Genomic DNA, 25,856 nt, shown 5'->3' on the forward strand with positions numbered 1-25,856 from the left:
TTACTCCTTGTCCCAGACAGGGATAAAAGAATTTACTATGAGCAAAGAAATAAAAGTACCCGCAGTCGGAGAGTCAATCACGGAAGTTACCGTGGGACAGTGGTTTAAAAGTGAAGGAGATCATGTAGAAATGGATGAAGTACTATGTGAACTTGAATCCGATAAAGCCACCTTCGAGCTACCAGCTGAGGCAAGTGGAATTCTCAGAATTAAAGCCCAAGAAGGAGATACACTTGAAATTGGTGCTTTGATATGTGTCATAGACGAATCTGGAGTGGACACTGCTCCAACAAGTACCCCTGAAGCCAAGACCAAATCTGAACCATCTTCTGCACCTGCACCGAGTGGCGAAATTAAAGAGATGGTTGTGCCTACCGTTGGTGAATCCATTACTGAAGTTACCCTAGCAAATTGGCTCAAGGCCGATGGAGATTTTGTGGAGCTTGATGAAATCATAGCGGAAGTTGACTCTGATAAGGCGACTTTTGAACTTCCCGCCGAAGCTCAAGGAATACTGAGACATGTGGCTCAAGAAGGTGATACCTTAGAAATTGGAGGGATGATTTGTAAAATTGAGGTGATGGATTCTGCGCCCGCGAGCGAAGAAAAAACATCGACTGATTCAGTTTCAAATGAGGCCTCAACAAGTGATTCTTCAAATGATGGCTATGCCAAAGGACATGCTTCTCCAGCTGCAGCAAAAATTCTTGCCGAGAAAGGACTTTCAGGTTCTGAGGTAAGTGGTACGGGTAAGGATGGTCGAATTACTAAAGAAGATGCATTAGCTGCGAAAAAAGTAGAGACTCCAAAGGCTGCTTCAGCACCAGCTCCATCTAAATCTGAGTCAGCTCCAGTAGGGGTTACTGGCTCTAGAAATGAGCGAAGAGAGAAAATGTCTTCACTTAGAAAAACTGTATCCAAGAGACTGGTGTCTGTCAAGAATGAAACGGCAATGTTGACCACGTTCAATGAGGTGAATATGAAGCCGATCATGGAGTTGAGGTCCAAGTTCAAAGAGCAGTTTAAAGAAAAGCATGGAGTAGGGCTTGGCTTTATGTCATTCTTTACTAAAGCCGTATGTGTAGCATTACAAGAATGGCCTGCAGTAAACGCCAAGATTGACGGAAATGAAATGGTTTTCAGCGATTATTGTGACATTTCCATAGCTGTGTCTGCACCAAAAGGACTAGTGGTACCCGTCATCCGGAATGCAGAAACCCTGTCTTTTGATCAAATCGAAAAAGAGGTGGTGAGACTTGCTACCAAAGCGCGTGACAATAAACTTAGTATTGAGGAAATGACTGGCGGTACTTTCACCATCACGAATGGAGGAATATTTGGGTCGATGATGTCTACCCCAATCATTAATGCCCCTCAGTCTGCTATTCTTGGCATGCACAATATCGTGGAACGCCCGATGGCTGTAAATGGAGAGGTTAAAATACTTCCCATGATGTATCTCGCACTTTCCTATGATCACAGAATTATTGATGGTCGAGAATCTGTGAGCTTCTTGGTTCGAGTAAAGCAATTGCTTGAAGATCCAACTAGGTTAATGTTTGGAGTGTAAGAAATTACTAAATATGAAAAAGGAGGGAGTGAATTGACTTCACTTCCGATTTTCAACCTGAAGTGCCTAGATATTGAAATTCATATCTAGCTTCTAAAATTCTAAGAAAAATGTACGATGTAATAGTAATTGGTTCGGGACCAGGAGGATATGTGGCGGCGATTCGCTGTGCACAATTGGGTATGAAAACTGCCATTATCGAGAAATATCCAACTCTAGGAGGTACTTGCTTGAATGTGGGGTGTATTCCTTCCAAGGCATTATTGGACTCCTCTGAGCACTACCATAATGCTGCACATACCTTTAAAACACATGGCATCAATCTTTCAAATCTGAAGGTGGACTTGAAGCAAATGATCGCTCGAAAAGAAGATGTGGTCAAGCAAAATGTGGATGGTATTTCTTATTTGATGAAAAAAAATAAGATTGACGTACTTCAAGGGATGGGTTCTTTCGTGGATAATACCACGGTGAAAGTGACCAAGGATGATGGTTCATCCGAAAATATTCAGGGAAAGAATATAATCATCGCTACAGGTTCTAAACCGGCTACTCTTCCTTTTATCAAATTGGATAAAGACCGTGTCATTACCTCTACTGAGGCTTTGAAAATGAAGGAAATTCCAAAACACCTGATCATTATTGGTGGAGGAGTCATAGGAATGGAACTCGGCTCAGTTTATGGCAGAATGGGAGCCAAAGTATCTGTAGTTGAATTTATGGATGGATTGATTCCCTCGATGGATCGCACCATGGGTAAAGAGCTTCAGAAGTCTTTGAAAAAGCTTGGTTTTGAATTTTACCTGAAGCACAAAGTAACGGCGGTAGAAAATAAAGGAAAGTCTGTTTCTGTAACAGCGGAAAATTCCAAAGGTGAAAACGTAGTTCTTGAAGGGGATTATGTGCTGGTCTCTATCGGAAGAAGGCCATATACCGATGGCCTGAATGCAGAAGCGGCTGGAGTGAAGCTGACTGATCGCGGACAAGTAGAAGTAAATGATCATCTACAAACTACCGCTCCCAACATATATGCGATCGGAGATGTGGTGCGTGGTGCGATGCTCGCGCACAAAGCAGAAGAGGAGGGAACCTTAGTTGCAGAAATCTTGGCGGGTCAAAAACCACACATCAATTATAATCTAATTCCTGGTGTAGTTTATACTTGGCCAGAAGTAGCTGCGGTAGGATACACGGAGGAGCAACTGAAAGAAAAAGGGGTGAAGTATAAGACAGGTAAGTTCCCATTTATGGCTTCAGGAAGAGCCAGAGCATCTATGGATACGGATGGGTTGGTCAAAGTGCTGGCAGATGCAGAAACGGATGAAATTCTAGGTGTACATATGATCGGTCCAAGAACAGCCGACATGATTGCAGAAGCGGTCGTAGCAATGGAATACCGGGCCTCTGCGGAAGACATCGCAAGAATGTCGCATGCACATCCTACTTACACGGAGGCGTTTAAGGAAGCTTGTCTAGCAGCCACTGATAATAGAGCTTTGCATATTTAAGTAGGACAAAGCTAAAATTTGAAGCCATCTAAGAGTAATCTTGGATGGCTTTTTCTTTTTCTCAAAAATGGGTTAATTCACTCATGAAGTTTAAAATAGCAATCATAGGAGCAGGAAATGTCGCTTGGCATTTGGCTCCAGCCTTGGAGAATGCAGGTCATGAGGTTTTGGAAGTTTATGCAAGGTCTAGAACTGGTGCTGAGCAAATTACCTCTCGACTCTATTCAGCTACTGTGAAAGAGGATCTGGACTTTTCGGAAAGCAATTCGAAACTGTTTATCATTTCGGTTACTGATGGAGCCATCGGGCAAATTGCGGATGAGATTATCCTTCCTGAAGGAAGCTTATTGGTGCATACTTCAGGTGCTGCAGGATTAGATTTATTGAATTATAGTTCTGCTACTTATACTGGGGTGCTTTATCCCTTGCAGTCTTTCACAAAAGGGACCAAAATGGACTTGGCTGAGGTACCTTTCCTGATCGAATCAGAAGACCAAGAGGTGACGCAGAAGTTAAAATTGTTAGTGAAGTCCTTAAAAGCAACGAGTTATTCCATCAGGTCAAAGGATAGGCTAGCCATACATGTTGCAGCTGTATTTGCCAGCAATTTTTCGAACCACATGTTGAGAATTGCCGAAGAAATCATGCAGCGACAAGGGTTGGACTATGAAATGCTAAAGCCGTTGGTGATCGAATCGATTTCAAAAAGTCTCCAAATCGGGGCAAAAAAAGCTCAAACTGGTCCAGCCATTCGAGAGGATTATGAGACTCTAGAAGAGCACCATCAGTTTTTGAATTATAATGAGGAAGTAGCGGAGATTTACCGATTAATTTCTCAGGACATCATAGATAGTTGATTTACAGAATGTTATAACTAAATATTCATTTAACAAGAAAAACTTGTAATTATTTCAGAATTTAAATTAATCTACTTATATTCAAAGTGTTAGAGTAGCTATACTCTTTTTTATAGTTTTTTTTCCACCTAACCCTTTGTATCATGAGTTATGTAAATCGAACCCTTAGGTCAATACCTTTCGGTAGAATCATTGGAGGACCTATGATTGCAGCCATTCATTCTCAAGCCTTGGCTGCCAAATCCACGGTAAATTTTATTAAAGAAGTTGGATTTAAATCGGTACCTGAAGAGCAGAATGGAGAGCAGGATGAAAGTATTGGTGATGTAAGGAATGTCACGTTTAGATATTCTAGAAAATCTGCAGGAGGAAGTGGAGCAGGAAATGAACCAGGTGAAGAAAATGTGACCTTGACCGTTCCTATCTTAACGATCGTGCCGATTCCATTTATCAGAATTGAGGAAATGACGATCCGTTTTACTGCGAATATCACAGAGCAGCAAGAGTATAGAAGTGGAAGCGCAAGCAGCGGTTCGGTCGCAACAGATACTACGATGAATTTCAAGGCAGGTGGTTTCTTCTCACCAGTGAAATTCAACCTGAATGCAAAAGTGTCGACTCGAAACAACTGGAGCAGTCATCAAAGTAATAAGGTGAACACGGCTACCCAATACACCATGGATGTGCAAGTAAAAGCTGTTCAGGATGAAATGCCGGCTGGCCTTGCCAAGATTTTGAATATCATGGAAGAGGCCATTCTTGAGAAACCATCTGGTGCTGTAGTAACACCTTAAGATTTTTTTCTAATCATTAAATCAACATGCCATGAGCCAGTTGAACGGAATAATTGCGTCCATACTTAGCGACATCAATGAAGCCAAATCCAAGGCGGATGAGACTTCTAGAGAAATCGCCAAGAACTACGCTTCGGACCAGATTCTTAGATATTTTCCTGTGCCTCGAATTAGTATTCAGAACCTCGAGGTCGAGATCAAATATGCAGTGAATCATGTAGAAGAAAAGCCTATTCAGACCGCTCAATCTCAAAAAAAGCTGGATGATTTTGTCTCAGCATTTGCACAGGAAACTGCGAAGGAGGTGAAAAAATCGGTAGAAAGGGTGACTCGGTCCAATGAGCTTTACAAAGGTTTGAGTTCAGTTTATCCCTCTGAGGCTTGGGAAAATGAAGTTAATTCTACAATCAAGGGAGTTCTGCAAAAGAGTTTGGAAGGAAATGATCCAGTCAAAAGCTCCAAACTTGCTCGAGAAGGATTGAAAAAGTCTTTACCAGAACTATTGCCGGTGGTAAAAAAATCGAACTCCTTGGCCATAGTTCCCACTGAAACGGGGGAGTTTCAGATTCTGGGTTTAGATTCTTCTGGAATGTCAGAATTCGTGGTGAACGAGAAATTTGCCGATGAAAAAGTGGCTATGAATAGCGCCAAAGAACTTACAAAGTCTTTGAAAGCAAATAAGGTTGAGGTGGCAGAAGTCAAGCGTGATACTACTAAAAAAGTAGAGACGGCAAGCTTTAAGGCAGGAAATAGAAAGTTTGATGTATCCATTGATACCAAAAAACTTGGAGCAGCGTCGAGTAAATCCTTTTTCGAAAAGTCAGTTAGTGAAAAAGCTGTCATGCTAAATAAGGGGACCAAGGCAAAACCAAAATGGATGGGAGCAGGAGCAGCGGCTAATATTTCATCAGAGGAGTTTGAAGATGATCAGACTCTGAATGATGCGGTGGAGAAGGTGATGGCAGCGAGACTTCCAGTTTTTGAAACTGGAGTGAATAAGATTCTATCAGAAAATAAGGCTACAATCATTGATGTCAACGTGGATAGTGAGGCTATTAGCAAGGCCAAACCTGAAACCATTAGTACCATTAAGTTCACCCTAGGATCTCAGGACTTTACACTTTTGGAAGATGAAGATCATAACACCATTCTCTAAACTCTACAATCATGATAACTCCAAAATATATCTCTGACCTCCTTGGTGCACCAATGGCTGCTGTGGTTCAAGCCGAGGCTATTGCCGCAAGAGCAACTGCGGAATTTATCCAGGAGGTCGGCTTTGTAAATTCTGCCTCAAGTGCAGAGGGGGACTTTGGAAAAGTAAGGAATATCACCTTTTCCTACAATCGTTTAGATATCGACGGGAAGGTTCAAGAGGCGAGCATTTCTGTACCATTATTGACAGTGATTCCAATCCCATCTCTTAAGGTGGCTGAGGCCGAAATAGAGTTTGATTTAGCTCTTAGCCAGCCGGATAGTTCAACTAAGGGAGGAGAATCTGATTCTTCGGATCGCGGTTGGTTTGGATCTAAGGCACGTCAATTGAGAATGAAGGCCATCATAGGGAAAAAACCTAGCCCTAGCTCTAACAATTCTTCACAGGCCGCTACAGCCAATATGAATGTGAAAATCCGATTAGCTCAGTCTGAGCCAAGTATAGGGATGGTTCAGCTTTTGAATATTTTAGATAACGCAAACAAAGAAGGATAATGCCCAATTGGATAACTAAACTGAGAGATCGTTTCTTTGGTTTTTTTTCGAGTAAAACAAAAGATGATAATTCGGAGGCAATACCTGAGAAAACTCCTGAACTGGAGGTTTCGAGACAGCCGGGTCTGTCCTGTCCTGAGTGTGGTACCAAACTGGTGATCAGCATGGAGACGTTGCTCAACTATGAACCGGTACAGTGTTTCAACTGTGGACTGGAGCTGACCATAGATCAAGAAAAATCGAAGCAATCTATAGAATCGCTTAGAAAGCTCAATCAGGGCCTCAGTGAGGCCAAGAAGGTCAGAGCTGATGGCCAACTTTAGACGCGCTTCGCTATTCTTTTTAAACAGGAAGTCAAGCTAGAGAGGTCGGTAAATCGAATAGATTTTCTTGTATGGCCACGGATAGATAATCCGGTTTATTTTATTTTCCTGAGATCTGACGAAGCTCGAAAAGATCCTTCCGTCTATCCTTTAGGTTCTGTACACTCCCAAATTCATTTAGCTCTTTGAGTAGAGATAAGTCTACATCCGCGATCAAGGTCATCTCTGTGTTAGGCGTGGCTTCGGCTTTGATGCCGTTACTAGGGAAAGGAAAATCACAAGGCGTAATCACCATAGATTGTGCATACTGCATGTCCATATTGTGAACTTTTGGAAGGTTGCCCACACTTCCAGCCATTGCCACATAACATTCATTTTCAATTGCTCTAGCCATGGCGCAATTTCTAACTCGAGAGTAGCCATTTTGAGTATCCGTAAGGAAAGGTATAAACATAATTTCCATTCCTTCATCGGCCAAAATCCTGCTCAACTCAGGGAATTCTGAATCATAGCATATTAGGATTCCAATCTTTCCACAATCCGTGTCAAAAGCCTTTAGCGTATTACCTCCTTGCATACCCCAGACTTTTCTTTCAAGTGGGGTAATATGAAGTTTTTCATAGGAATCGACTGAGCCATCTCGCTTGCAAAGGAACCCAACATTGTAAAGTTTATCCTCCTTAATTTTAGGCATGGAGCCGGTTATGATATTGATATTGTAGGCTACGGAAAGCTGAGAAAATCGCTTCACGATTTCATCAGTATATTTTGCCAAGCCACGAACGGCCTGAGCTTCGGAAAGGTGATTGAATTCCGCCATCAAAGGCGCATTGAATAGTTCGGGAAAAAGAGCAAAGTCAGACCGATAAGCGGACACTGCATCTACAAAGTATTCCACTTGCTGCATCAGTTCTTCGAAGTCTTTGTACAGTCTCATTTGCCATTGAATGAGACCTAGTCTGACGATAGTTTTTTTCGTTGCAGCTTTTTTGGACGGCTTTTGGTAATAAATATTGTCCCATTCTAATAAAACAGCAAAGTCACTGGAAGCCTTGTCACCTTCTAGGTAATTGGTTAGAATTCTGGCAGGATGAAAATCATTTGCCAGCTGAAAATTCAATACTGGATCATGGATTTCTTTCAGCTTAACCCGCTCTAGGTATTCTTTTGGAGACATCTTGTCCGCATACTTGTAGTAGTTCGGGATCCTTCCTCCGAAGACAATTCCTTTTAAATTGAGTTTTTCACAAAGCTCCTTTCTATAGTCATATAATCTTCGTCCCAAGCGCAAACCTCGAAATTCGGGCTTGATAAATACGTCAATGCCATAAAGCAAATCACCATCGTCATTGTGCTTTTCAAAAGTAAAATTGGAAGTAATTCCCTTATAGGTATGCTCTCCTTCCAAGTGATCTTCATCCACCACAATGCTCAAGGCACAACCGGCGAGCTGATCATTAATTCGAATTACCACTTGACCTTCTGGAAATTTGGTCAAAAGAATCTTGATTTGATCTTCACGCCAATAGGCCTCTGCCATTGTTTGATAGCTATCTACCATGGCATCTTTTAGTTCTTGGTAGTCAGAAAGTTGAAGATATGAAAGCGTAATATTTTCTATTTGAGAATGATCCATTTCTAGTATTATAAGGCTGCAAATCTAGCTATTTAATTGCACGAAAAAGCGAGCAATCGAAAACTTAATGGTCTATGATGGCCGGTAATTTATAGCGTGTTTTCTAATTTATTTCGGTTAGTGGCCATTAGATTAAGACCCTAGTTTTTGGTCTAGGGTCAGGATAGTTTGAAGAAGGACATTGGCTCCGTTTGCAATGTCCTCTGGGGATGAATATTCGCTTGGAGCATGAGAGATGCCATCCTTGCTTGGGATAAAAATCATACCCATCGGTGCTATTCTGGCCATTTCTTGAGCATCATGTCCAGCGCCACTGGGTAGGCTCATTGTGGAAAGACCTAGGGCTTTGGCTTGTTCGTCAATGATATTGCGGATGATATCATCTGCTATGGCCGGCTTTGAGGCCACATCAATCGGCTGGATAGACACTGTGGTGTCGTATTTTTCCGCTGAAGCTTTGGCCCGTTTTTCTAGTTCGGCATACATGCTTGAAATTTTTTCTGGCGAAAGGTCTCTAATTTCCAAATTGAGGGTCACCTCACCGGGAATTACATTTCCAGCTCCCGGAGATGCCTCAATCTTCCCGACCGTAGCCACTTGTTTGCCTTCAGTAGATTTTGCGACTTCATTAACCGCCAAAATAAACTCAGCAGCTGGAAGCATAGGGTCCTTCCGCATATTCATGGGGGTGGTGCCTGCATGATTTGCAAAGCCGTGAAAGGTAAATGTCCACCAATTTATGGCGACGATTCCTTCAACTACTCCGATTTTTACTTTTTCGCGATCCAGATTTCCTCCTTGCTCGATGTGGAGCTCTAGGAATGCAGCAAGTGAAAGCGGATCCCTTTTGAGTTCAGGAATCCGATCAGGGTCGCCTCCGATTTTTTTGATCCCCTCATATTGAGTGATACCAGCATTGGTCACCACTTGAAGGGCCTCTTTACCAAGTTCTCCAACCAAAGCCCGACTTCCGATGACCCCACCTTCTTCGTTGGTGAAAATGATTATTTCGAGAGGGTGCCTTGTTTCTATCCTTTCATCGGCAAGAGTCTGCATGATTTCTATGGCGCTCATGGAGCCCACAGGACCGTCATAGTCACCACCATTAGGCACTTCATCAATGTGGGACCCAAAGGCAATTGGCTTCAAGGCCGGGTTTGTTCCTTTTCTTTTGCCAATGATGTTTCCCGCAAAATCAACACTGACTTCAAGCCCAGCATCATTCATCAAACCCATTACATAGCTTCTAGCTTGAATATCATATTCAGAGAATGCAATGCGGTCTGTTCCTCCATTTGCATTTTTGCCAAAGGTGGAGAGTTTTTTAAGGCTTCCGTTGAGCCTTTCTGAATTTACTCGGAGTTCTGAGGTTTGCCCTAGACAAAGGGTCGGGATCCAAAGGAAGAAAAGAATTTGTAAAATTTTCATTGGAGCAAAGATTAGAGAAATAAAATAGGGAAATAGGACTAAAACAAAAAGTCCCTCTCCAATATCGAGAGGGACTTTTAAGGTTGGATTTAATTCTATTTCATCCAGGCGAGTTTGATCTCGTCCGGGGCCTTCATTCGGTCTGCCAGTCGCATATAGCGATCAGCCAGGTTTGCGAGATAATCTTGAGCCTTGGACGCTACATCGTTCAGGCCAGTTAGGGTTTCTACTTTCCAGGTATTCACCAAATGATCGATGATTCGAGCATAATCCCAGCCGGTATAAACCCCAATTTTCTGAGTGATGGCCGAGAAGTCTTTAAACAAAGTAGGGTTATTCCCTCCTTCACCCATCATTACTGCTGGCATGACGATTTGCTTTCGCATCATCTGCTCAAATGCATGTAAGGCTCCATTCGGATCGATTTCAAAAATCTTGGACATAAAGCTTTTGTAGGCTTTTTCGTGCCTTGCTTCATCTCCCGCTATGGTCTTACAGATTCTAGAGAGGACTGTGTCTCCAGCTTTATCTGCGAGTTTACCTGTATTTACGTGTGAAATTTTGGTAGCTCTTTCTTGGAAAGATGTGTAAATCATAGCCTGATATGGGTCTCCATCCGTTTCTGGATCAAAGCCATTATGTAGCAGTCGATGAATAGTCCGCTCCACAGCCTTCATGTCTACTCTACCGGTCATATATAGATACTTATTCAGCAAGTCACCATGTCTATTCTCTTCTGCTGTCCAAGCTTTAGACCATCTTACCCAGCCTGATGGATTGAAGAGATTTCTCTCCTCGTTGATTCCTTCTAGCATATTGAAATAGGTCTGGTAGCTGGGTAGAGCCTCTTCAGTAATCATATTGCCCACCAAAGAACTCAAAACGGTATCTGGGATTCCCTCAGCTCGCTGCTGTAAAGCTTTGATTTCCTCGTGAATGTTTGGGTCTGAGAAATCCGGAAGAAAATCAGTAGGCTGCCAGCATTCATCAGGGTCAACCAAAATAGTATCTACTGCCTCCGCCACAAATCCTTCAATTTGAGAAATCACCTCTAGGTTTTTCTCAAGCTCGTAGTTTATTTTTTTATCTGTTTTCATATGTTCTAAAATCAAAAATTCAATTCAGGTTTACAGAGACTAAGTTAAGCACAAATACTAAGAAAAATCGGCAAATCTTAATTAAGGGCATTATCGAGGACAAGTGGGTAAAAGAGGTCTTGGCTTTCCATCTGGCTCATCTCAAATAATTATTTAACTTAGGAATGTTAGCTCAAAGATTAGCATATGGGAAAAATTCTGGTGGTAGGTAGTAGCAATACTGACATGGTGATCAAAGCACCAGAGCTTCCTAGACCGGGAGAAACGGTTTTGGGCGGCGAGTTTTTTTCTTTTGCCGGAGGCAAAGGAGCCAATCAAGCCGTAGCTGCAGCAAAGCTGGGTGGAGATGTCATTTTTCTGGCCAAAGTCGGAGATGATGAACTTGGAAAAAATGCTATTCAGAGTTTTCAGAAACTAGGTATAGACACTTCATTGATCCGGTCTGCAAAAGGCTTGCACTCAGGCGTTGCGCTGATATTGATCGATGGGAATGGGGAAAACAGTATTTCTGTGGCGTCAGGGGCAAATAATTCCTTCACTCTGGCGGATATAGATTCTATTGATGAAGTTTTGGGCCAAACTGAATTTGTCCTGGTGCAGCTGGAGATTCCCATTCCCATGGTGGAGTATTTGGTAGAAAAATGCAGTGAGAAAGGAGTCAAAGTGATTTTAAATCCAGCCCCTGCCGCCAAATTGAGTCTGTCATGTCTAGCTGCTTTGAATATCATCACACCCAATGAAACCGAAGCGGAAATGCTTACAGGAGTCAAAGTTTCAGATGAAAAGAGTGCTGAAAAAGCGGCTCATGTTTTATTGGAATCAGGTGTGGAAAATGTGATCATTACCTTGGGAGCCAAGGGTTCTTTTTTTCTCAATCGAGTAGAAAAAGGGCTAGTTCCAGCCTTCTCGGTTCAAGCCTTAGATACAACTGCAGCAGGAGATACTTTTAATGGAGCACTTGCAGTCGCTTTGGCCGAGGGCCAAAGTCTCAAAGACTCGATTCTCTTTGCAAACCGCGCCGCATCTATCTCTGTGACCCGGATGGGTGCACAAGATTCCCAACCCTTTCGACATGAAATCATCCTCTAACTTCTAGACCATGTTCATTCCTCAATCCTACGCCTTGGCTGTGCTTCTTTGCGTGATCACGATGATCTGCTGGGGCTCTTGGGCCAATTCCCAAAAGCTCGCTTCTAAATCTTGGCCATTCCCCCTGTTTTATTGGGATTATGCGATCGGCATTGTGCTTTGTTCACTCATTTTCGGGCTTACGCTAGGAAGTTCGGGATCAGAAGGCCGTGCATTTTTGGATGATATTGCTCAGGCAGATTCCAGTGCGATAGGCTCGGCATTTATCGGGGGCATCATTTTCAATTTGGCCAATCTTCTGGTAGTTGCAGCTATAGACATTGCTGGAATGGCCGTGGCTTTTCCAGTGGGAATTGGAATAGCCTTGGTTTTGGGTGTTTTGGTAAATTATTTGGCAGAGCCTATTGGTGACCCACTGATTCTTTTTCTAGGAGTTGCCCTAGTAGTTTTGGCGATTATTTTGGATGCAATCGCATACGGCAAGCTTTCTCAAGGAAAAGCTCAAACTCCAACTCGTGGTATTTTTCTTTCCATTGCGGGTGGCATACTGATGGGCTTCTTTTATCGATTTGTGGCAGCTTCGATTTCTACCGATTTCGACGCTCCAGAAGCTGGCTTGATGACACCTTATTCAGCGGTCTTCATTTTTGCTCTTGGTATTTTTGTCTCCAATTTCCTTTGGAATAGCTTTTTCATGTTTAGACCCCTTCAGGGTCAAGCAGTGAGTTATGCGGACTATTTTAAGCTTGGAACCCTAAAGCTTCATCTAGTAGGTTTACTTGGAGGGATCATTTGGTGTATTGGTATGTCACTGAGTGTGATTTCTGGAGAAAAGGCAGGCTTTGCGATTTCTTATGGTCTGGGTCAAGGAGCGACTATGGTTGCTGCCGCTTGGGGTGTGTTTGTTTGGAAGGAATTCAAAGATGCTCCGAAAGGTACGTCGACCTATGTCCGATTGATGTTTTTGGCCTTTATCTTAGGTTTGGTGCTGATCATTTTTTCGAGATTTTCATAAAAAAACCTTCTCGATTTCTCGAGAAGGCTTCGTGTGATACTTCGAATAAATCAGTATTCCAGCTGGTATGCTGCAACTTTATTCTTGAAGAAAGTTGGGACTAAGACCACATTGTCTTCAGGGATGAATCCTAGGTCAGCAGTATTTGACTCCTCTGCTTTGGTATCCAAAAGTAGAGTTTGACCCTCAGAAGTGACGAACCAAATCTCTCCAACCCATCGAGAAACGACAAAATTACCGTCTCCTAAAATAACTAGTCCGTCTCCTCCCGTGACGTGGGAGTTAATGATCTCAGTGCTTCCTTCTTCTGTCCACACGATTAGGCCAGAGGCATCCAAGCCGTAGATGACTCCACCTTCTGATACGGCGATCCCGTTAATGGATTCATGACCTTCAGAAATGGTGCTTACCACTCCATCTGCTAGTAGATGAACTTTGCCGGTATTCATGTCTGTGAAATAGACTTTCCCGTCATGGGTAGCCACATCGTTTAGAAAAGTTGCTCCTTCCACAGGGTATGTGGCGCTGATGCTGGCAGATGCAATATCTATTTCCACCAGTTGATCAATATCGGTCACGTAAAGCTTTCCGTTTGCTATTCCCATTCCTTTTGGAGCACTGATTCCTGTGACCCAATCCTGAGTCACAATAGTCCCGTCTTTAGCTATAATAGAAATGGAGCCTTTTCCATCCTTATCGGTAGGATTCCCTTCGATATTTGAAACATAGATTACTCCAGATTCTTGATCATAAAGAACAGATTCATTGGTGATCAGCGTTTCTGGGGATTCACCGAGCAAGGTGAGCGTGGGTGTCTTGACATCTTCTACTTCTGCCAGTGGCTCTACGATTTCTTCTGTTTTGTTTGAGCCACATGCCAATAGAATAGCCCCGGAAAGTACTAATAGGCTATAATTTAGGTGTTTTTTCATAAGTCTAATTTTTGGTTAATGTCCAGTTTTGTTGGTTAAAATTATTGGGTGCAGATTCCCGAAGACGATCTTCGATTTCATCCAAATACATGGTGTTATAGCGCAATCGAGTGATGTAATTTGGCAAGGTCGGATCTCCATTCCAGCAGTGCTCTGCACGGTCTCCATAAGCAACCTCACCAGCATAGTAAGGATTTTGGGTTTGCTCCAAGAATTCTTCGGTGAGATACACTGCATTGTTCAGATAGTAGTTGTCCATATCACCGCAATAGATATGTACTTTTCCTTCAAGCTTAGGTCCCAAAGTCTCCCAATCCCGCTCCATGATATATCGAAGGTCGTAATTTTCTCTCCAAAAGTTTGCCACCTCTGGATCGATTTTTCCGGAATACTTATCCCAAATGGGTTTTGGGTAGCCATCATCGCCAACGGGTGAATAGACCGCCTGCCAAATATCAAATTGCTCTCCGGATTTCGTTTTGTCACCACCGATTGCTAGTTCACGATGATTCATATCTTTCAGCATTGCATCTACATGTCCTAAGTAGTCCCGGTGTCCGGGTCGCAGCGTTTTGCGAAATTCACCTTCTTGATAATAGGCGTTTTTGTCTTCGTAAAGATTCACAGTGGTAAAGGCTCGGAAGTCAATCGGATCCGGACAAGCAGCAAAGCAGCCATTGTATTCGTCAGGGTACTTCACCTGCACGGCTAAAGCCTCCCAGCCACCTGTACTTCCCCCGTATAAAAACCTAGCCCAGCCCTCGCCGATTCCTCTGAACTCTTTTTCAATGTGCGGGATCAATTCGTAAGTGATGGCATCTCCATAAGGTCCTAGGTTTTCTGAGTTTACTGCATAGCTATCGTCATAAAATGGATTGGCATGCTGAATTTCTATAGCGATAAAACGCTTGAAGTCTGGAGAGATCCAATCTTGGTAGAAATCATAGGCTTCTTGTTGCTGCATTTTGGCGTAACCGTAAATCCCAAATCGAGCGCTATAGTCGTCCTCGCCTAAACTAGGATCTGGTGGAGAAGTCCGAAAGCCCCCAAAATCATCCGGGTAATGTCCATGAAAAACCATTAGAGGGTAATGGTCATTTGGGTTTTCTTCAAAGCCCTCAGGCAAAAGAACATGAGCCCCGAGATACATGTCTCTTCCCCAAAACTCAGATAGTAATTCAGATTTGATTTTGACGTGTTTGATGTATTTGCTGTCCTCTTTTTCAGAAATGGGAGGGATTATTTGATCGATGTTCAGTTCGATTTTTTGGCCTTGCTTGAAGCTGATTTTTTGTGGCGTACTGTAAATATTACCAGGAGTATTGGCCCATTTTCGACCTTCTCCCTGATCCATGGCTAATTTTACAGTGTGTCCATCTGCTCGATTGAAGGTTTCGTATTTGATCACGAAAGCTTGAACGGTATAGTCTCCCTCTTCTAAGTTGGCCATTGATTCGATGGGATAGCCAAAGCTCTCAGTATCGAAATAGACTGGGTTTCCCGCTTTGTAATCGTCTATGTCCATGCCAAAAACCTGAGCGGTTTGCACATTATCCGAAATTGAAAATCTAGGTTCTCTTTCTCCATCTTTGGAGAAAATCAGTAAAACCCGACCATCCTTAAGTCCCTCGGCTAGGGCTGGGTCTAGGTTGATTTCAATGGCTTGTTCCGAATTTGGTGCACAGGACCAAATTAGAGTGATTAGTACACAGATTGCGTATATTTTTTTCATTGAGCTGGGGTTTTTTCTATTGAAATTTAAGCATTCCACTGTGAATCTTTGAGTGGAGGGTGAAAAATTCCCCTCGATTCGAATTTCTACAGCACCATTTGTAGAATTTTTTATGCCTAGTCGAGAAAAGAATATAACTTGATTCGATCTAAAACCATCAAATATGAAAAAGACCTTATCCTTCCTGTTTTTTGTTGCCTTAGCCTTTGGCTGTGCAGCACCTGAAGAAGTTCAAATTGACTATACCGCCATGTCTGATGCTGAGCGATTAGAAGCGGCCACTGAGATGGCAAGATCTACCATCATGGTCGATGGGCATGTCGATTTACCCTATCGGATGAAGGTGGGTGGATTTACTCTCCAACGTGAAATTTTGGATGTATCCGTACGAACAGACGGGGGGAATTTTGATTACCCTAGAACCAAAGAAGGTGGATTGGACGCGCCTTTTATGTCCATTTATATCCCAGCCGGCAACCAGGCCATTCCCGGTGCCTCAAAAGCTCTGGCTGATTCTTTAATTCTAATGACTGAGCGCTTGACTGAAACCTTTCCTGACAAATTTGCCATGGCCTATAGTCCTGCAGATATTGAGGCCAACTTTGCCAAGGGCATCATTTCTCTTCCAATGGGTATGGAAAATGGAGCTGGGCTCGAGGATGACTTAGCTAATGTTGAATATTTTCATAGCCGAGGCATTCGTTATATCACCTTGACTCATGGCAAAGACAACTTGATAGGTGATGCAAGTTATGATACCACAGGCACCCATGGCGGGCTTTCCGAATATGGTAAGCAGGTAGTTGAGGAGATGAATCGAGTTGGGATCATGGTGGATTTGTCACATGTGTCTGATAATACTTTCCGGGATGCCTTGGCGATTACCAAAGTGCCAACAATGGCTTCCCATTCTTCTGTAAGGAAATTTACGCCAGGTTTTGAGCGGAATATGAGCGACGAATTGATTCAAGCCATGGCAAAAAATGGAGGTGTGATGATGATCAATTTTGGGGGAACCTTTATTGATTCGGCTTATGCAGCAGGTGCCGGTATGGTTCGAGAGCATTTGGTGAATTACATGGTAGATAATGGTCTCAGTCGCTCAGATTCAGCTTTTGTTGCTTATGCTGCAGAATATACCGCTGCAAATAATCCATTCCCAACAGTAGAGCGGGTTGCGGATCATATTGATCACGTAGTCAATTTGGTAGGAGTAGATTATGTAGGTCTTGGTTCTGATTTTGATGGAGTAGGAGATTCTTTACCCACAGGCCTAAAGGATGTATCCATGTACCCAAACTTAATTGCAGAGTTATTGAAGCGCGGCTACTCCAAGGAGGATATCGAGAAGATATGTTATAAGAATATTTTCAGGGTCTGGAAGGCCGTGGAAGATTATGCGGCGCAGAATTAGTCCAATTTAGTGTTAGTAAAAAATTCCTTCTAGCAGTTTTGTCCGGAAGGAATTTTTTTGCTCAGACAAATTTTCGATTTTTATCAAATAAATAATTCACAAAGTCTTTTAGTATGAAAAAAATATTTATCGCGCTTGCTCTTTTCTTAACTATTGGGGCAGGCTATTCACAGCAATCTGAGCCAAGTATCTTCGCCACAGGGATAGAAGGCTGCTACAGTAATTACTATATTTCTTTTCATGAAAGAGGAGCTTTTGAGGTTCCTGATGGGGAGCACGAAACCGTCATGGTTGTGATTAATCAGGGCAGAAGCGAATGTTATCTGGCAAAGGCTAAGGTTGAAAATGGACAAATTGTTGCACCAGTTTCTGTTCAGAAAGAGGATGGGACCTATGTTCCCGCAGCTCGAATGTTTAAAGCATTAAATCAAGAGTGGCTTGAAGATCAAAACCTTGAAGCGTTATATACCATTACAGATGGGATGAGCAGCTTATTTAAAACCCAAGAAAACTATTGGGTGCGATTATTCTTTCATACCTACATTCACCCAGATCATGGAGGCAACAAAAAAGCCCCACCTGCAAAAGATCTTCTTAAAGGAAATTAATCACAATCCCCATCGAAGCCGATGGGGATTTTTTTGTCTCCGTGATCGTACTCCTTTTTACAATTGTACTTTTCGATGTAAAGTATTTCCCTATTTTTCAATACTTTACTTATTAATCCTTATTTTTAGTATTAATTTTTTTATGATGAACCCAAATAGATTTTCTTTTTCGATTGCCGAGATATGCAATTGGACGGTCTTAGTCATGTTAGCTTTTGTTTTCATGTCTTGTCAGCCTTCATTGCCAGAAGAGGTGGAGGTTGCTTATGTAGACTTACCTGATCAGATTGATTACAACTTCCATGTAAAGCCAATTTTGGCGGATCGATGTTATGCCTGTCATGGTCCCGATGAGGGATCACGGAAAGCAGGTTTACGACTCGATATCGAGGAAGAAGCATTCATGAAATTGGCTTCTGGTAATAGAGCTTTTTCCAAAGGAAATCTTGGGAAAAGTGAAGTCTATCACCGAATGGTGAGTCTGGATCCGGAGGCGATCATGCCTCCTCCTGAATCCAATCTTTATCTTACTCCTACAGAAATAGCCACTATTGCCAAATGGGTGGAGCAAGGGGCTGAGTGGAAAGAGCATTGGTCGTTTTTGACAGTAGAAAAACCAGAAGTTCCAGAAGTTAAAAATGACTGGCGTCGAAGTAATGCTGTGGATCATTTCATCCAAACTGAGCTACTGAGACAAGGACTTTCACAAAATCCAGCGGCAGATAAAGAAAGGTTATTGAGAAGAGTTACGATGGACTTGACAGGCCTGCCTCCGACCCTGGAGGAAATGGACGCATTCCTTGATGATAAGTCGCCCGATGCCTATGAAAAAGTAGTAGATCGACTTTTGGCCTCTAAAGAAAACGCCGAACGATTAACTATGGAATGGCTCGATGTAGCTCGATATGCTGATACGCATGGGGTGTCCTTTGATGGATACCGTGAGATGTGGCCTTATCGTGATTGGGTGATTGAAGCGTTCAGGCAGAATATTCCCTACAGTGATTTTATCACGAAACAAGTTGCCGGGGATTTATTGCCTAATGCGAGTATTCAGGATAAGCTTGCAACAGCATTTTATAGGCTGAATCCTATGGAGGCCTCAGCAGGGTCTATCGATGAAGAATATCGTGTGGAATATGTAGCGGAGCGAACAGCCACAACTGGCTCGGCTTTTCTTGGACTTACTGTGGGCTGCGCACGATGCCACGATCATAAGTTTGACCCTATAAGTCAGAAAAATTTCTTTCAATTATCAGCTTTCTTCAACAGTATCGATGAATATGGTTTAGGCCCAACTGATTTGAACAGGGCACCTACGGTTTTACTTTTTGATGAGGCCCAACAAAGAGGTCTTGACTCTTTGGAATCTGAGATTATGGCTAAAGAAAAAGAATTGAATCAGCTCAAGGCGGATAAAATAAAAAGCTATCTCGGGGGGCTGGAAAATGGCAAAATCAAAAATGAGGCAGGCTCATTTTCTTTTGAGAGTTTTGAAAAGGCTAAACGAGAGGACAAACGAGAAAATCCATTTGCTGAAGAAATGGCTGCGGAGTACAAATTGCTTTCGCCAAAAGAAAAAGCTAAAGTAGATTCATTAAAAGCTGTTGAAAAAAAGAAAAAAAAGGTAGAATATGAGGAATACCTAATCTTAGATAAAAATAAGATTTCCGAAGCCACTCCAGGGGTTGAGTTGTCTGAGGCGAAGGTCGGTAAGGGAGTCGTTTTTGATGACGACTACGACTATGTGAGCTTGAATAAAATTGGATTTTTTGACCAATATGACAGGTTCAGTACTAGCCTTTGGGTGAATCCTAAGAAAGAGGAAACTCGACATATCAAGAATATTATTGGTAATAGCACAAATTTTCTGGGCTTCTTTCGAGGTTGGGAAATGATTCTGGATTCGGCTAATCATCTTTCGGTACGCCTGATTCATAGACTTCCTGATGATTATCTACAGGTTACCAGCACCCAAGCGGTTGCGTTCGAGAAATGGTCTCAAGTTGGCTTTACTTATGATGGTAGTGGAAAGGCAGAAGGAGTTTCTCTTTACGTGAATGGGCTAAAGCAGGAGACCGAAACCCTCAAAGATGAATTGACACGAAGTATTTTGCCAATTCATGAGTACACGGCAAAGCTGGACACCCTGCCTATTCGTCTAGGAAAAAGCTACCGACTTTTCACCTCTGATCCTGGACTCTATCGCGGCGTTATGGATGAAGTGAAATTGTTTGATCGCGACTTAAATCCTGATGAAATGGCAATCTTGGGCGGGATAGATGCTAAATCCACCTCCAATTCTGCGATTGAAAAGTATTTTACTGAGAATGATAAAAAAGCTCTGGCATTACGAAATGAACTGCGAAATCTGCGTAAAGCCAAGACCGCTTTGATGACTTCTGTGCGAGAAGTAATGGTGATGGAGGACATGGCTGAGCCAAGGCCGACATACCTTTTGGATCGAGGAATCTACAATGCACATGCTGAGGAGGTGGAGCCCAGCACTCCTGAGAATGTACTTCCATTCCCTGAGGACTTTCCTAAAAATAGACTGGGACTAGCCAAATGGCTTACTCATCCAGAAAATCCACTTACCTCAAGGGTTATCATTAATCGCTATTGGCAGATGATTTTTGGAGTAGGTATTGTCAAGAGTTCTGGTGATTTCGGTATTCAAGGCGATTTACCTACACATCCCGAATTATTGAATTGGCTGGCTGCTGAGTTTATGGATTCAGGCTGGGATTTGAAGCATATGCTTAAGCTTATGGTGATGTCGGCAACCTATCAACAGTCTTCATTTGCTGGTCAAGATAAGTACGATAGAGATCCCGATAATAAATACTATGCTCGCGGAAGTAGCTATCGACTACCTGCTGAGTTTATTCGAGACAATGCCTTAGCATCAAGCGGGGTTTTGGACAAAAAAATCGGTGGGCCAAGTGTAAAACCATATCAGCCCAAAGGCCTTTGGAAAGAGTTGGGGGATTTCTCCTTTAAGCTCCACAAATACCGTCAAGACACTGGTTCAAATCTTCACAGAAGAAGCCTATACACATTTGCGAGAAGGTTTTCCCCCTCACCTTTTATGATCACATTTGATGCGGGAAATCGTGAGATATGCATTACGCAAAGGGTGAATACCAATACGCCATTGCAAGCACTAAATCTGCTGAATGATCCTCAGTTTGTGGAAGCTTCACGACTGATGTCCGAGCGAGTGATCAAGGAAAAAGAAACCCTTGAAGAGCAGCTTGTCCTTAGTTTTAGATTGTCTACAGGTGTGACACCAAGTGAGCAATTGCTTGCAACCTTGAAGGAACACTATGAAAGCTCTTTTGAATATTTCAAAGCCAATCCAAGTGCTGCTGATTCTTTACTGAAAGTGGGGGAGTTGCCTCGTGATGTAAATCTGGACAAAACCCAAACAGCCGCCATGGCTATGGTGGCTAATTCAATTTTTAATTTTGATGAAACCTACATGAAAAGGTAATTATGGGACATAATCATATTCATACTCCCCTGACTCGAAGAGAATTTTTAACCAAAACATCACTTGGAATAGGAGCTGTTTCGTTAGCCTCCTTACTCAATCCAAGTTCACTTTTTGCTGCTGGAAATGGGACTCATTTTGTGCCGAAGGCGAAAAGAATTATTTATCTCTACATGGCAGGCGCGCCATCTCAATTGGATTTGTTTGATTATAAGCCACAGTTGATCAAAAGAAATGGCCAAGACCTTCCTTCTAGTGTTTTGGGCGATCGAGTCACAGGTACAGTCTCTGCTCAAAATTCTCTTCCAATGGTAGGTTCGCCCTATAATTTTAAACAACATGGAGGCAGTGGCATGTGGATGAGTGATTTGATGCCTCATATGTCTAAAATCACAGATGAACTCTGCAAAATCCAGTCTATGCACACAGCTTCTGTTCAGCACGAACCTGCACAGATGTTTACCAATACTGGCTCAGAGTTGCCAGGAAGGCCGTCTTTTGGGTCTTGGATTAGTTATGGGTTAGGTTCTGATAATGAAAACCTACCAGCCTTTATCGTTTTGAAAACTGAGGGGCTAGAAGGAGGTTTTGCGGGACTTTATTCGAGCGCATTTTTGCCAGCGGAGCATCAAGGAGTTCGTTTTCGTGGGGGAAAGGATCCAGTTTTGTTTCTAACCAATCCTCCAGGAGTAAGTGAATCAGCGCGAAGAGAGCAGCTTGATTATTTGAAAAAAATGCAAGAAGGAGCTTTTGATTTTTGGGAAGACCCGACCATCAAGGCGAAAATGGCTCAATATGAAATGGCCTTCAGAATGCAAACTTCTGTGCCTGAAGTGGTGGACACCAAAGGCGAGCCGGATTACATCTACAAGCAATATGGTGAAGACAGTAAGAAGCCTGGAACCTTTGCAAGCAATTGTCTCTTGGCACGAAGACTAGCTGAGCGTGGTGTAAAATTCATCCAAGTTTACCATGGGGGCTGGGACCATCATAGTGATTTGCCGCGAAATATTGGTGACCGAGCCAAAGAAACAGATCAGGCTAGTGCGGCTTTGATCATGGATCTGAAGCAAAGGGGTCTTCTAGAAGATACTTTGGTGGTTTGGGGTGGAGAGTTTGGCCGAACCTGCTTTTCCCAAGGTCAGTTGACCAAGGATAATTTTGGTCGTGATCATCACCCAGATGCCTATACCATGCTTTTGGCAGGAGCTGGAGTCAAAAAAGGAATGACCTACGGTCGGACTGATGATTTTGGATATCATGTGGTGGAGAATCCAGTTTATGTACATGATCTTAATGCTACATTACTTCATTTGATGGGGCTGGATCATGAGCGTTTGACCTATAAATTCCAAGGCAGAAGATTCCGCCTAACCGATGTAGAAGGCCATGTGGTAAAGGACATTCTGAGTTAAATTTCTATTGAATTTTTAAGCAAGTTTCATTGCCAGCTGCATCTGTTGCGCAGATGCTTATAGTGTCACTTGGCAATATTTGCTCTATTACGGACGACCAGAGGTATTCTCCGTACCAATTCATCGGAAAATCTTTATCATTTACTTTTACCAAAACCGATTTCCAATCTTGTGGCATGCTCGGACTTTTATTGTCATGGATTCGAGCTTTGATGATTGTGCTTTCACCAATTTCAATATCAAAATGAGAAATGATAGGCTTGGCGCTATCGATTGGAATATTTTTTCCGACAAAAATCCGTTCCTCAATTAACTCTTCCCCCTCACCTTGGCCCATTATAATGTCCATTTTGTGATCTCCATTGATATCAGCAAATACTAAGGATAAGGTATGTGGTGTGGGTTCTCCTGAGAGAATGGACTCTCGAAGTGTAAATTTTCCTTTTCCATCATTGATTAAGAGGCGATCTTCCCCTGTAAGGGAGCTCAGAATGAAATCTGCATCTCCGTCCGAATCGAAATCCAAAAAGGCCACGTTATTGTCATCTTCTCCCGTGTTGGCTTCATCCTTCCAAAGGACCGAAGTTGCATCGACAAATCTCTTTGCGCTATCGTTCAGAAAAATATGTTCACGGCGGGACCAAGAATTTTGATCGACGATCTCACCATCATTTACCGTGACTAGGTCTAGGAAACCATCTCCATTCACATCCATGGCTTCAAATTCGTAGTTATTCGTGTAGGCTGGAAGCATTCTTTTCTCTTCGAAATTTCCGAGGCCATCATTCACATAAATCCGACTCGTTCCGCATCGCTTGCAAGAAATGGCGATATCCAAGTAAAAGTCATTGTCAAAATCGATGAATTCTAAATCCCAAGAAAATTGAATCAAAAGATCGGGCATCTGAGTATCCGTCTGATCAGAAAAGATGCCATTCCCGTCATTTATCCAAAGCATAGTTTTCCCGCCGTCGTTGTTCATATTAGAGCCAGGGCCCCAATCTGCCAAAACTATATCCAGGTCCCCATCTATGTCCACATCGCCAAACTCTACGTCCCCAACACTGGCAAGTTTTTGAGGTAAATGGGAGGATGTCACTTTGCTGAATTCGCCATTGCCCGTTCCAAGGTACAGTTGACTTTGATTTTGAAAAGTAGCTCCAATGAAAATATCAGGGTAACCATCTGCATTCAGATCTCTAACCTTGATCACCCGGGCGTAAAATTTCTCTTCCCCAAAGACTTGCTCTGTAACCTCCAGAAATTGCGTTTCTGACCCTTGATTGATGAAAATCCGACTTGATTCGAGTTTTCCAGGCTCGGAATAGTCGCCTCCGTTTGCAAAAATCAAATCCACCAATCCATCTTCATTGAGATCAGCCACTTCCACACGATTGGTCCACTCTCCTGTTTGAGGCAGATAGACACTACTTTGATCTTCCCAGAGATATTTCTCCTCTGAGAGAGAGGACTCTTCGGTTTGTGGAGGGGCGCATGCAAACAAAAGTGATATTGAATAAACTAGAATATTAAGTTTTTTAAAAAATTGATTCATAAGTCAAATGGTTCTAACATAATTCAAACAATACCCCGCTGGATCGGAAGAAAGTAAGTTACAAATGTTATCTTTAAATAAGCCAATTTTACTTTTATGTACGTTCTGCTTCAATCTGATGCCACACTTTTTCTAGGCCGATTTCATTCTCTCACTGTCCATTTACCTATTGGATTCTTACTTTTGGCGGTTTTGATATTTTTCATTTCCTACTTCAAGAGATTTGAATTTTTGCTTAAAGCTCTTCCCTTGACGCTTTTTCTTGGGGTTTTGAGTGCCATAGCTTCTGTTGTTTTGGGATTATTTCTAGCTGAAGAGGGAGGATATCCGGAAGATAGTTTGTTTTGGCATAGGCTTATGGGAATAGTTGTGGCAGTGCTTTCTGTAGCTGCACTCCTATTGATTTTGGGTTTTTTCAATAAGAAAAAAAAGGTCCATTCCTTGGCTTCGAGGCTTCAGATTGGGGAAATGGAAAAAGGCATTCTCGAAAAGAAGTCAAGCCTAGCAATTCTTTTCAGTGCTATCATCGTCTGTATCTCCATTACAGGACATCTCGGTGGAAATTTGACCCATGGAGAAGACTATTTGTTTGCCTATGCTCCCGAGCCTATTCAAGAGCTGTTCTCAAGCGGTGAAGAACAGAACGCATTATCATTTCCTGAGGACTCAGATTCTACCTTGCTTTTTGAGCATATTTTGGGTCCTGTGATCAATCAAAAGTGTGCTTCCTGTCATAATTCTGAGGTGCAAAAAGGAGGGCTGATGGTTACTTCTCTCGAGGAATTGATTGAAGGTGGAGAAAGTGGTCCCGCGCTTTCTGAAGGTTCGCCCGAGTCCAGTGAGTTGTTCAAACGAGTGACGATGGACCCAAAGAGCCGAAAGTATATGCCACCAAAGGGGGCTGGTCTTTCATACGGTGAAATCACTTTGTTGAACTACTGGATTAAAAATGGAATGGGGGGAGATCTAGCTGTGACTGATGAAGAAATTCCAGAAGAAATTCAATCAATTTTGGCTTCCGACTTTGGCCTTTCGACCAAAAGAAAAGCACACTATGAGAAAATAAAGGTAGAAAAGGTGCCAGAAGAAACTCTGGCCGGGCTAAAGTCTGAGGGCTTTAGAATTTCCACTCTTTCAGAGGAGAACAACTTTCTGGAAGTTGTAGCTACAGGAAAACTAACCAAAGAAAATCTTGATGCTTTGCTGGAGATTAGTGAACAAATAACATGGCTCGATTTGGGCAATTCAGGTATTGAGGATTCGTGGCTTTCTGTTCTAAGCGATTTCCCAAATTTGACTCGCTTGGTTCTGGATAATAATCAGATTGGGGATCAGGTGAGCAAAGCTTTAGCTAATCTGGATCATTTAGAATCCATTAATCTCTACAATACTTCAGTGGGGGATTCTACCTTGGAAGTTATTGCTCAAATTAAAAGTCTTCGAACAGCCTATCTATGGAATACCAAAGTTTCGAAAGACTTGGTGGCCAAATTCAATGAGTCAAATCCCAAATTGAAAATTGATAGTGGAGTGATGGGTTCAAATAAAGAAGAGGAGTAAGAGGGGTAACCTATTCCAAAGTCAAGCACATACTTTTTATCTGATCGGGGTCTACTTTGGCTCAAGGAGCGCTTGATTCCTTTGGATTTTTCTGTCAAAAATTCCGAAAAAAGCGAA

The 25,856-nt window shown here is 42.5% G+C and carries 20 protein-coding genes; 14 read left to right on the top strand and 6 right to left on the bottom strand.

Annotation, left to right across the window (positions count from 1 at the left end):
- Positions 1–37: 37 nt before the first annotated feature.
- The 7 genes from odhB to ACFOSV_RS02935 all read left to right on the top strand — a co-directional run bounded on the left by odhB (position 38) and on the right by ACFOSV_RS02935 (position 6,762).
- Positions 38–1,570, top strand: coding sequence for a 2-oxoglutarate dehydrogenase complex dihydrolipoyllysine-residue succinyltransferase (gene odhB, locus ACFOSV_RS02905; protein WP_377903215.1), 1,533 nt, complete (start codon positions 38–40; stop codon positions 1,568–1,570).
- A gap of 110 nt (positions 1,571–1,680) precedes the next feature.
- A complete protein-coding gene (gene lpdA, locus ACFOSV_RS02910; RefSeq protein ID WP_377903217.1) occupies positions 1,681–3,078 on the top strand; it encodes a dihydrolipoyl dehydrogenase in 1,398 nt (465 codons plus the stop codon).
- 83 nt (positions 3,079–3,161) lie between these two features.
- Positions 3,162–3,935: a Rossmann-like and DUF2520 domain-containing protein gene (locus ACFOSV_RS02915; RefSeq protein WP_377903219.1), complete on the top strand. Its 774-nt coding sequence runs from the start codon at positions 3,162–3,164 to the stop codon at positions 3,933–3,935.
- Positions 3,936–4,078: 143 nt separating this feature from the next.
- Complete coding sequence (locus tag ACFOSV_RS02920) at positions 4,079–4,729, top strand: DUF2589 domain-containing protein (RefSeq protein WP_377903221.1); 651 nt, start codon at positions 4,079–4,081, stop codon at positions 4,727–4,729.
- A 31-nt stretch (positions 4,730–4,760) separates the two neighbouring features.
- On the top strand, positions 4,761–5,885 hold the full coding sequence (locus ACFOSV_RS02925; protein WP_377903223.1) for a hypothetical protein: 1,125 nt from the start codon (positions 4,761–4,763) through the stop codon (positions 5,883–5,885).
- Between the two features lie 11 nt (positions 5,886–5,896).
- Entirely contained in the window at positions 5,897–6,439 is a 543-nt protein-coding gene (locus tag ACFOSV_RS02930; RefSeq protein WP_377903225.1) for a DUF2589 domain-containing protein, read from the top strand.
- Entirely contained in the window at positions 6,439–6,762 is a 324-nt protein-coding gene (locus ACFOSV_RS02935) for a hypothetical protein (protein WP_377903227.1), read from the top strand. Before ACFOSV_RS02930 ends, ACFOSV_RS02935 begins: the two co-directional genes overlap by 1 nt.
- A 100-nt stretch (positions 6,763–6,862) precedes the next feature.
- Here the strand turns inward: ACFOSV_RS02935 and ACFOSV_RS02940 are convergent, their stop codons facing one another.
- The 3 genes from ACFOSV_RS02940 to ACFOSV_RS02950 form a co-directional block, all read right to left on the bottom strand.
- Positions 6,863–8,398 carry a carbon-nitrogen hydrolase family protein gene (locus tag ACFOSV_RS02940; RefSeq protein ID WP_377903229.1) on the bottom strand — a complete coding sequence of 512 codons (1,536 nt, stop codon included), beginning with the start codon at positions 8,396–8,398 and terminating at the stop codon, positions 6,863–6,865.
- Positions 8,399–8,530: 132 nt separating this feature from the next.
- Positions 8,531–9,826: a Zn-dependent hydrolase gene (locus ACFOSV_RS02945; RefSeq protein WP_377903231.1), complete on the bottom strand. Its 1,296-nt coding sequence runs from the start codon at positions 9,824–9,826 to the stop codon at positions 8,531–8,533.
- A 95-nt stretch (positions 9,827–9,921) separates the two neighbouring features.
- Complete coding sequence (locus tag ACFOSV_RS02950; RefSeq protein WP_377903233.1) at positions 9,922–10,923, bottom strand: acyl-ACP desaturase; 1,002 nt, start codon at positions 10,921–10,923, stop codon at positions 9,922–9,924.
- A 186-nt stretch (positions 10,924–11,109) separates the two neighbouring features.
- Here ACFOSV_RS02950 and rbsK point away from each other — a divergent pair, with 186 nt between their 5' ends.
- Together rbsK and ACFOSV_RS02960 are read left to right on the top strand one after the other, a co-directional pair.
- A complete protein-coding gene (gene rbsK / locus ACFOSV_RS02955) occupies positions 11,110–12,012 on the top strand; it encodes a ribokinase (RefSeq protein ID WP_377903235.1) in 903 nt (300 codons plus the stop codon).
- A gap of 10 nt (positions 12,013–12,022) precedes the next feature.
- The gene (locus ACFOSV_RS02960) at positions 12,023–13,027 is read left to right on the top strand and encodes a multidrug DMT transporter permease (protein WP_377903237.1); all 1,005 of its coding nucleotides are present in this window, start codon (positions 12,023–12,025) and stop codon (positions 13,025–13,027) included.
- Between the two features lie 50 nt (positions 13,028–13,077).
- On the opposite strand, the gene ACFOSV_RS02965 is transcribed toward ACFOSV_RS02960, so the two are convergent.
- The gene (locus ACFOSV_RS02965; protein WP_377903239.1) at positions 13,078–13,959 is read right to left on the bottom strand and encodes an SMP-30/gluconolactonase/LRE family protein; all 882 of its coding nucleotides are present in this window, start codon (positions 13,957–13,959) and stop codon (positions 13,078–13,080) included.
- A 4-nt stretch (positions 13,960–13,963) separates the two neighbouring features.
- Positions 13,964–15,691, bottom strand: a complete 1,728-nt coding sequence (locus ACFOSV_RS02970) for an alpha/beta hydrolase-fold protein (protein ID WP_377903241.1) — start codon at positions 15,689–15,691, stop codon at positions 13,964–13,966.
- Between the two features lie 163 nt (positions 15,692–15,854).
- Here ACFOSV_RS02970 and ACFOSV_RS02975 point away from each other — a divergent pair, with 163 nt between their 5' ends.
- The 4 genes from ACFOSV_RS02975 to ACFOSV_RS02990 all read left to right on the top strand — a co-directional run bounded on the left by ACFOSV_RS02975 (position 15,855) and on the right by ACFOSV_RS02990 (position 22,624).
- Positions 15,855–17,105, top strand: a complete 1,251-nt coding sequence (locus ACFOSV_RS02975; protein WP_377903243.1) for a dipeptidase — start codon at positions 15,855–15,857, stop codon at positions 17,103–17,105.
- A gap of 113 nt (positions 17,106–17,218) precedes the next feature.
- A complete protein-coding gene (locus ACFOSV_RS02980) occupies positions 17,219–17,713 on the top strand; it encodes a hypothetical protein (protein ID WP_377903245.1) in 495 nt (164 codons plus the stop codon).
- Between the two features lie 205 nt (positions 17,714–17,918).
- A complete protein-coding gene (locus ACFOSV_RS02985) occupies positions 17,919–21,209 on the top strand; it encodes a DUF1553 domain-containing protein (protein WP_377903247.1) in 3,291 nt (1,096 codons plus the stop codon).
- Positions 21,210–21,211: 2 nt separating this feature from the next.
- Positions 21,212–22,624, top strand: coding sequence for a DUF1501 domain-containing protein (locus ACFOSV_RS02990; protein ID WP_377903249.1), 1,413 nt, complete (start codon positions 21,212–21,214; stop codon positions 22,622–22,624).
- A gap of 4 nt (positions 22,625–22,628) precedes the next feature.
- Here ACFOSV_RS02990 and ACFOSV_RS02995 read toward each other — a convergent pair whose 3' ends face one another.
- Positions 22,629–24,179 carry an FG-GAP repeat domain-containing protein gene (locus ACFOSV_RS02995; protein ID WP_377903251.1) on the bottom strand — a complete coding sequence of 517 codons (1,551 nt, stop codon included), beginning with the start codon at positions 24,177–24,179 and terminating at the stop codon, positions 22,629–22,631.
- Positions 24,180–24,275: 96 nt separating this feature from the next.
- Between ACFOSV_RS02995 and ACFOSV_RS03000 the strand changes: the two genes are divergently transcribed.
- Complete coding sequence (locus ACFOSV_RS03000) at positions 24,276–25,739, top strand: c-type cytochrome domain-containing protein (RefSeq protein ID WP_377903253.1); 1,464 nt, start codon at positions 24,276–24,278, stop codon at positions 25,737–25,739.
- Positions 25,740–25,856 lie beyond the last annotated feature (117 nt).

It is taken from the genome of Algoriphagus namhaensis (genome assembly GCF_042649705.1).
In the GTDB taxonomy this organism is placed as follows: domain Bacteria; phylum Bacteroidota; class Bacteroidia; order Cytophagales; family Cyclobacteriaceae; genus Algoriphagus; species Algoriphagus namhaensis.

What these genes read in the sequence shown, in the direction of transcription:
- odhB (WP_377903215.1), top strand. Translation starts at nt 38, where the DNA reads ATGAGCAAAGAAATAAAAGTACCCGCAGTCGGAGAGTCAATCACGGAA.
- lpdA (WP_377903217.1), top strand. Translation starts at nt 1,681, where the DNA reads ATGTACGATGTAATAGTAATTGGTTCGGGACCAGGAGGATATGTGGCG.
- ACFOSV_RS02915 (WP_377903219.1), top strand. Translation starts at nt 3,162, where the DNA reads ATGAAGTTTAAAATAGCAATCATAGGAGCAGGAAATGTCGCTTGGCAT.
- ACFOSV_RS02920 (WP_377903221.1), top strand. Translation starts at nt 4,079, where the DNA reads ATGAGTTATGTAAATCGAACCCTTAGGTCAATACCTTTCGGTAGAATC.
- ACFOSV_RS02925 (WP_377903223.1), top strand. Translation starts at nt 4,761, where the DNA reads ATGAGCCAGTTGAACGGAATAATTGCGTCCATACTTAGCGACATCAAT.
- ACFOSV_RS02930 (WP_377903225.1), top strand. Translation starts at nt 5,897, where the DNA reads ATGATAACTCCAAAATATATCTCTGACCTCCTTGGTGCACCAATGGCT.
- ACFOSV_RS02935 (WP_377903227.1), top strand. Translation starts at nt 6,439, where the DNA reads ATGCCCAATTGGATAACTAAACTGAGAGATCGTTTCTTTGGTTTTTTT.
- ACFOSV_RS02940 (WP_377903229.1), bottom strand. Translation starts at nt 8,398, where the DNA reads ATGGATCATTCTCAAATAGAAAATATTACGCTTTCATATCTTCAACTT.
- ACFOSV_RS02945 (WP_377903231.1), bottom strand. Translation starts at nt 9,826, where the DNA reads ATGAAAATTTTACAAATTCTTTTCTTCCTTTGGATCCCGACCCTTTGT.
- ACFOSV_RS02950 (WP_377903233.1), bottom strand. Translation starts at nt 10,923, where the DNA reads ATGAAAACAGATAAAAAAATAAACTACGAGCTTGAGAAAAACCTAGAG.
- rbsK (WP_377903235.1), top strand. Translation starts at nt 11,110, where the DNA reads ATGGGAAAAATTCTGGTGGTAGGTAGTAGCAATACTGACATGGTGATC.
- ACFOSV_RS02960 (WP_377903237.1), top strand. Translation starts at nt 12,023, where the DNA reads ATGTTCATTCCTCAATCCTACGCCTTGGCTGTGCTTCTTTGCGTGATC.
- ACFOSV_RS02965 (WP_377903239.1), bottom strand. Translation starts at nt 13,959, where the DNA reads ATGAAAAAACACCTAAATTATAGCCTATTAGTACTTTCCGGGGCTATT.
- ACFOSV_RS02970 (WP_377903241.1), bottom strand. Translation starts at nt 15,691, where the DNA reads ATGAAAAAAATATACGCAATCTGTGTACTAATCACTCTAATTTGGTCC.
- ACFOSV_RS02975 (WP_377903243.1), top strand. Translation starts at nt 15,855, where the DNA reads ATGAAAAAGACCTTATCCTTCCTGTTTTTTGTTGCCTTAGCCTTTGGC.
- ACFOSV_RS02980 (WP_377903245.1), top strand. Translation starts at nt 17,219, where the DNA reads ATGAAAAAAATATTTATCGCGCTTGCTCTTTTCTTAACTATTGGGGCA.
- ACFOSV_RS02985 (WP_377903247.1), top strand. Translation starts at nt 17,919, where the DNA reads ATGTTAGCTTTTGTTTTCATGTCTTGTCAGCCTTCATTGCCAGAAGAG.
- ACFOSV_RS02990 (WP_377903249.1), top strand. Translation starts at nt 21,212, where the DNA reads ATGGGACATAATCATATTCATACTCCCCTGACTCGAAGAGAATTTTTA.
- ACFOSV_RS02995 (WP_377903251.1), bottom strand. Translation starts at nt 24,179, where the DNA reads ATGAATCAATTTTTTAAAAAACTTAATATTCTAGTTTATTCAATATCA.
- ACFOSV_RS03000 (WP_377903253.1), top strand. Translation starts at nt 24,276, where the DNA reads ATGTACGTTCTGCTTCAATCTGATGCCACACTTTTTCTAGGCCGATTT.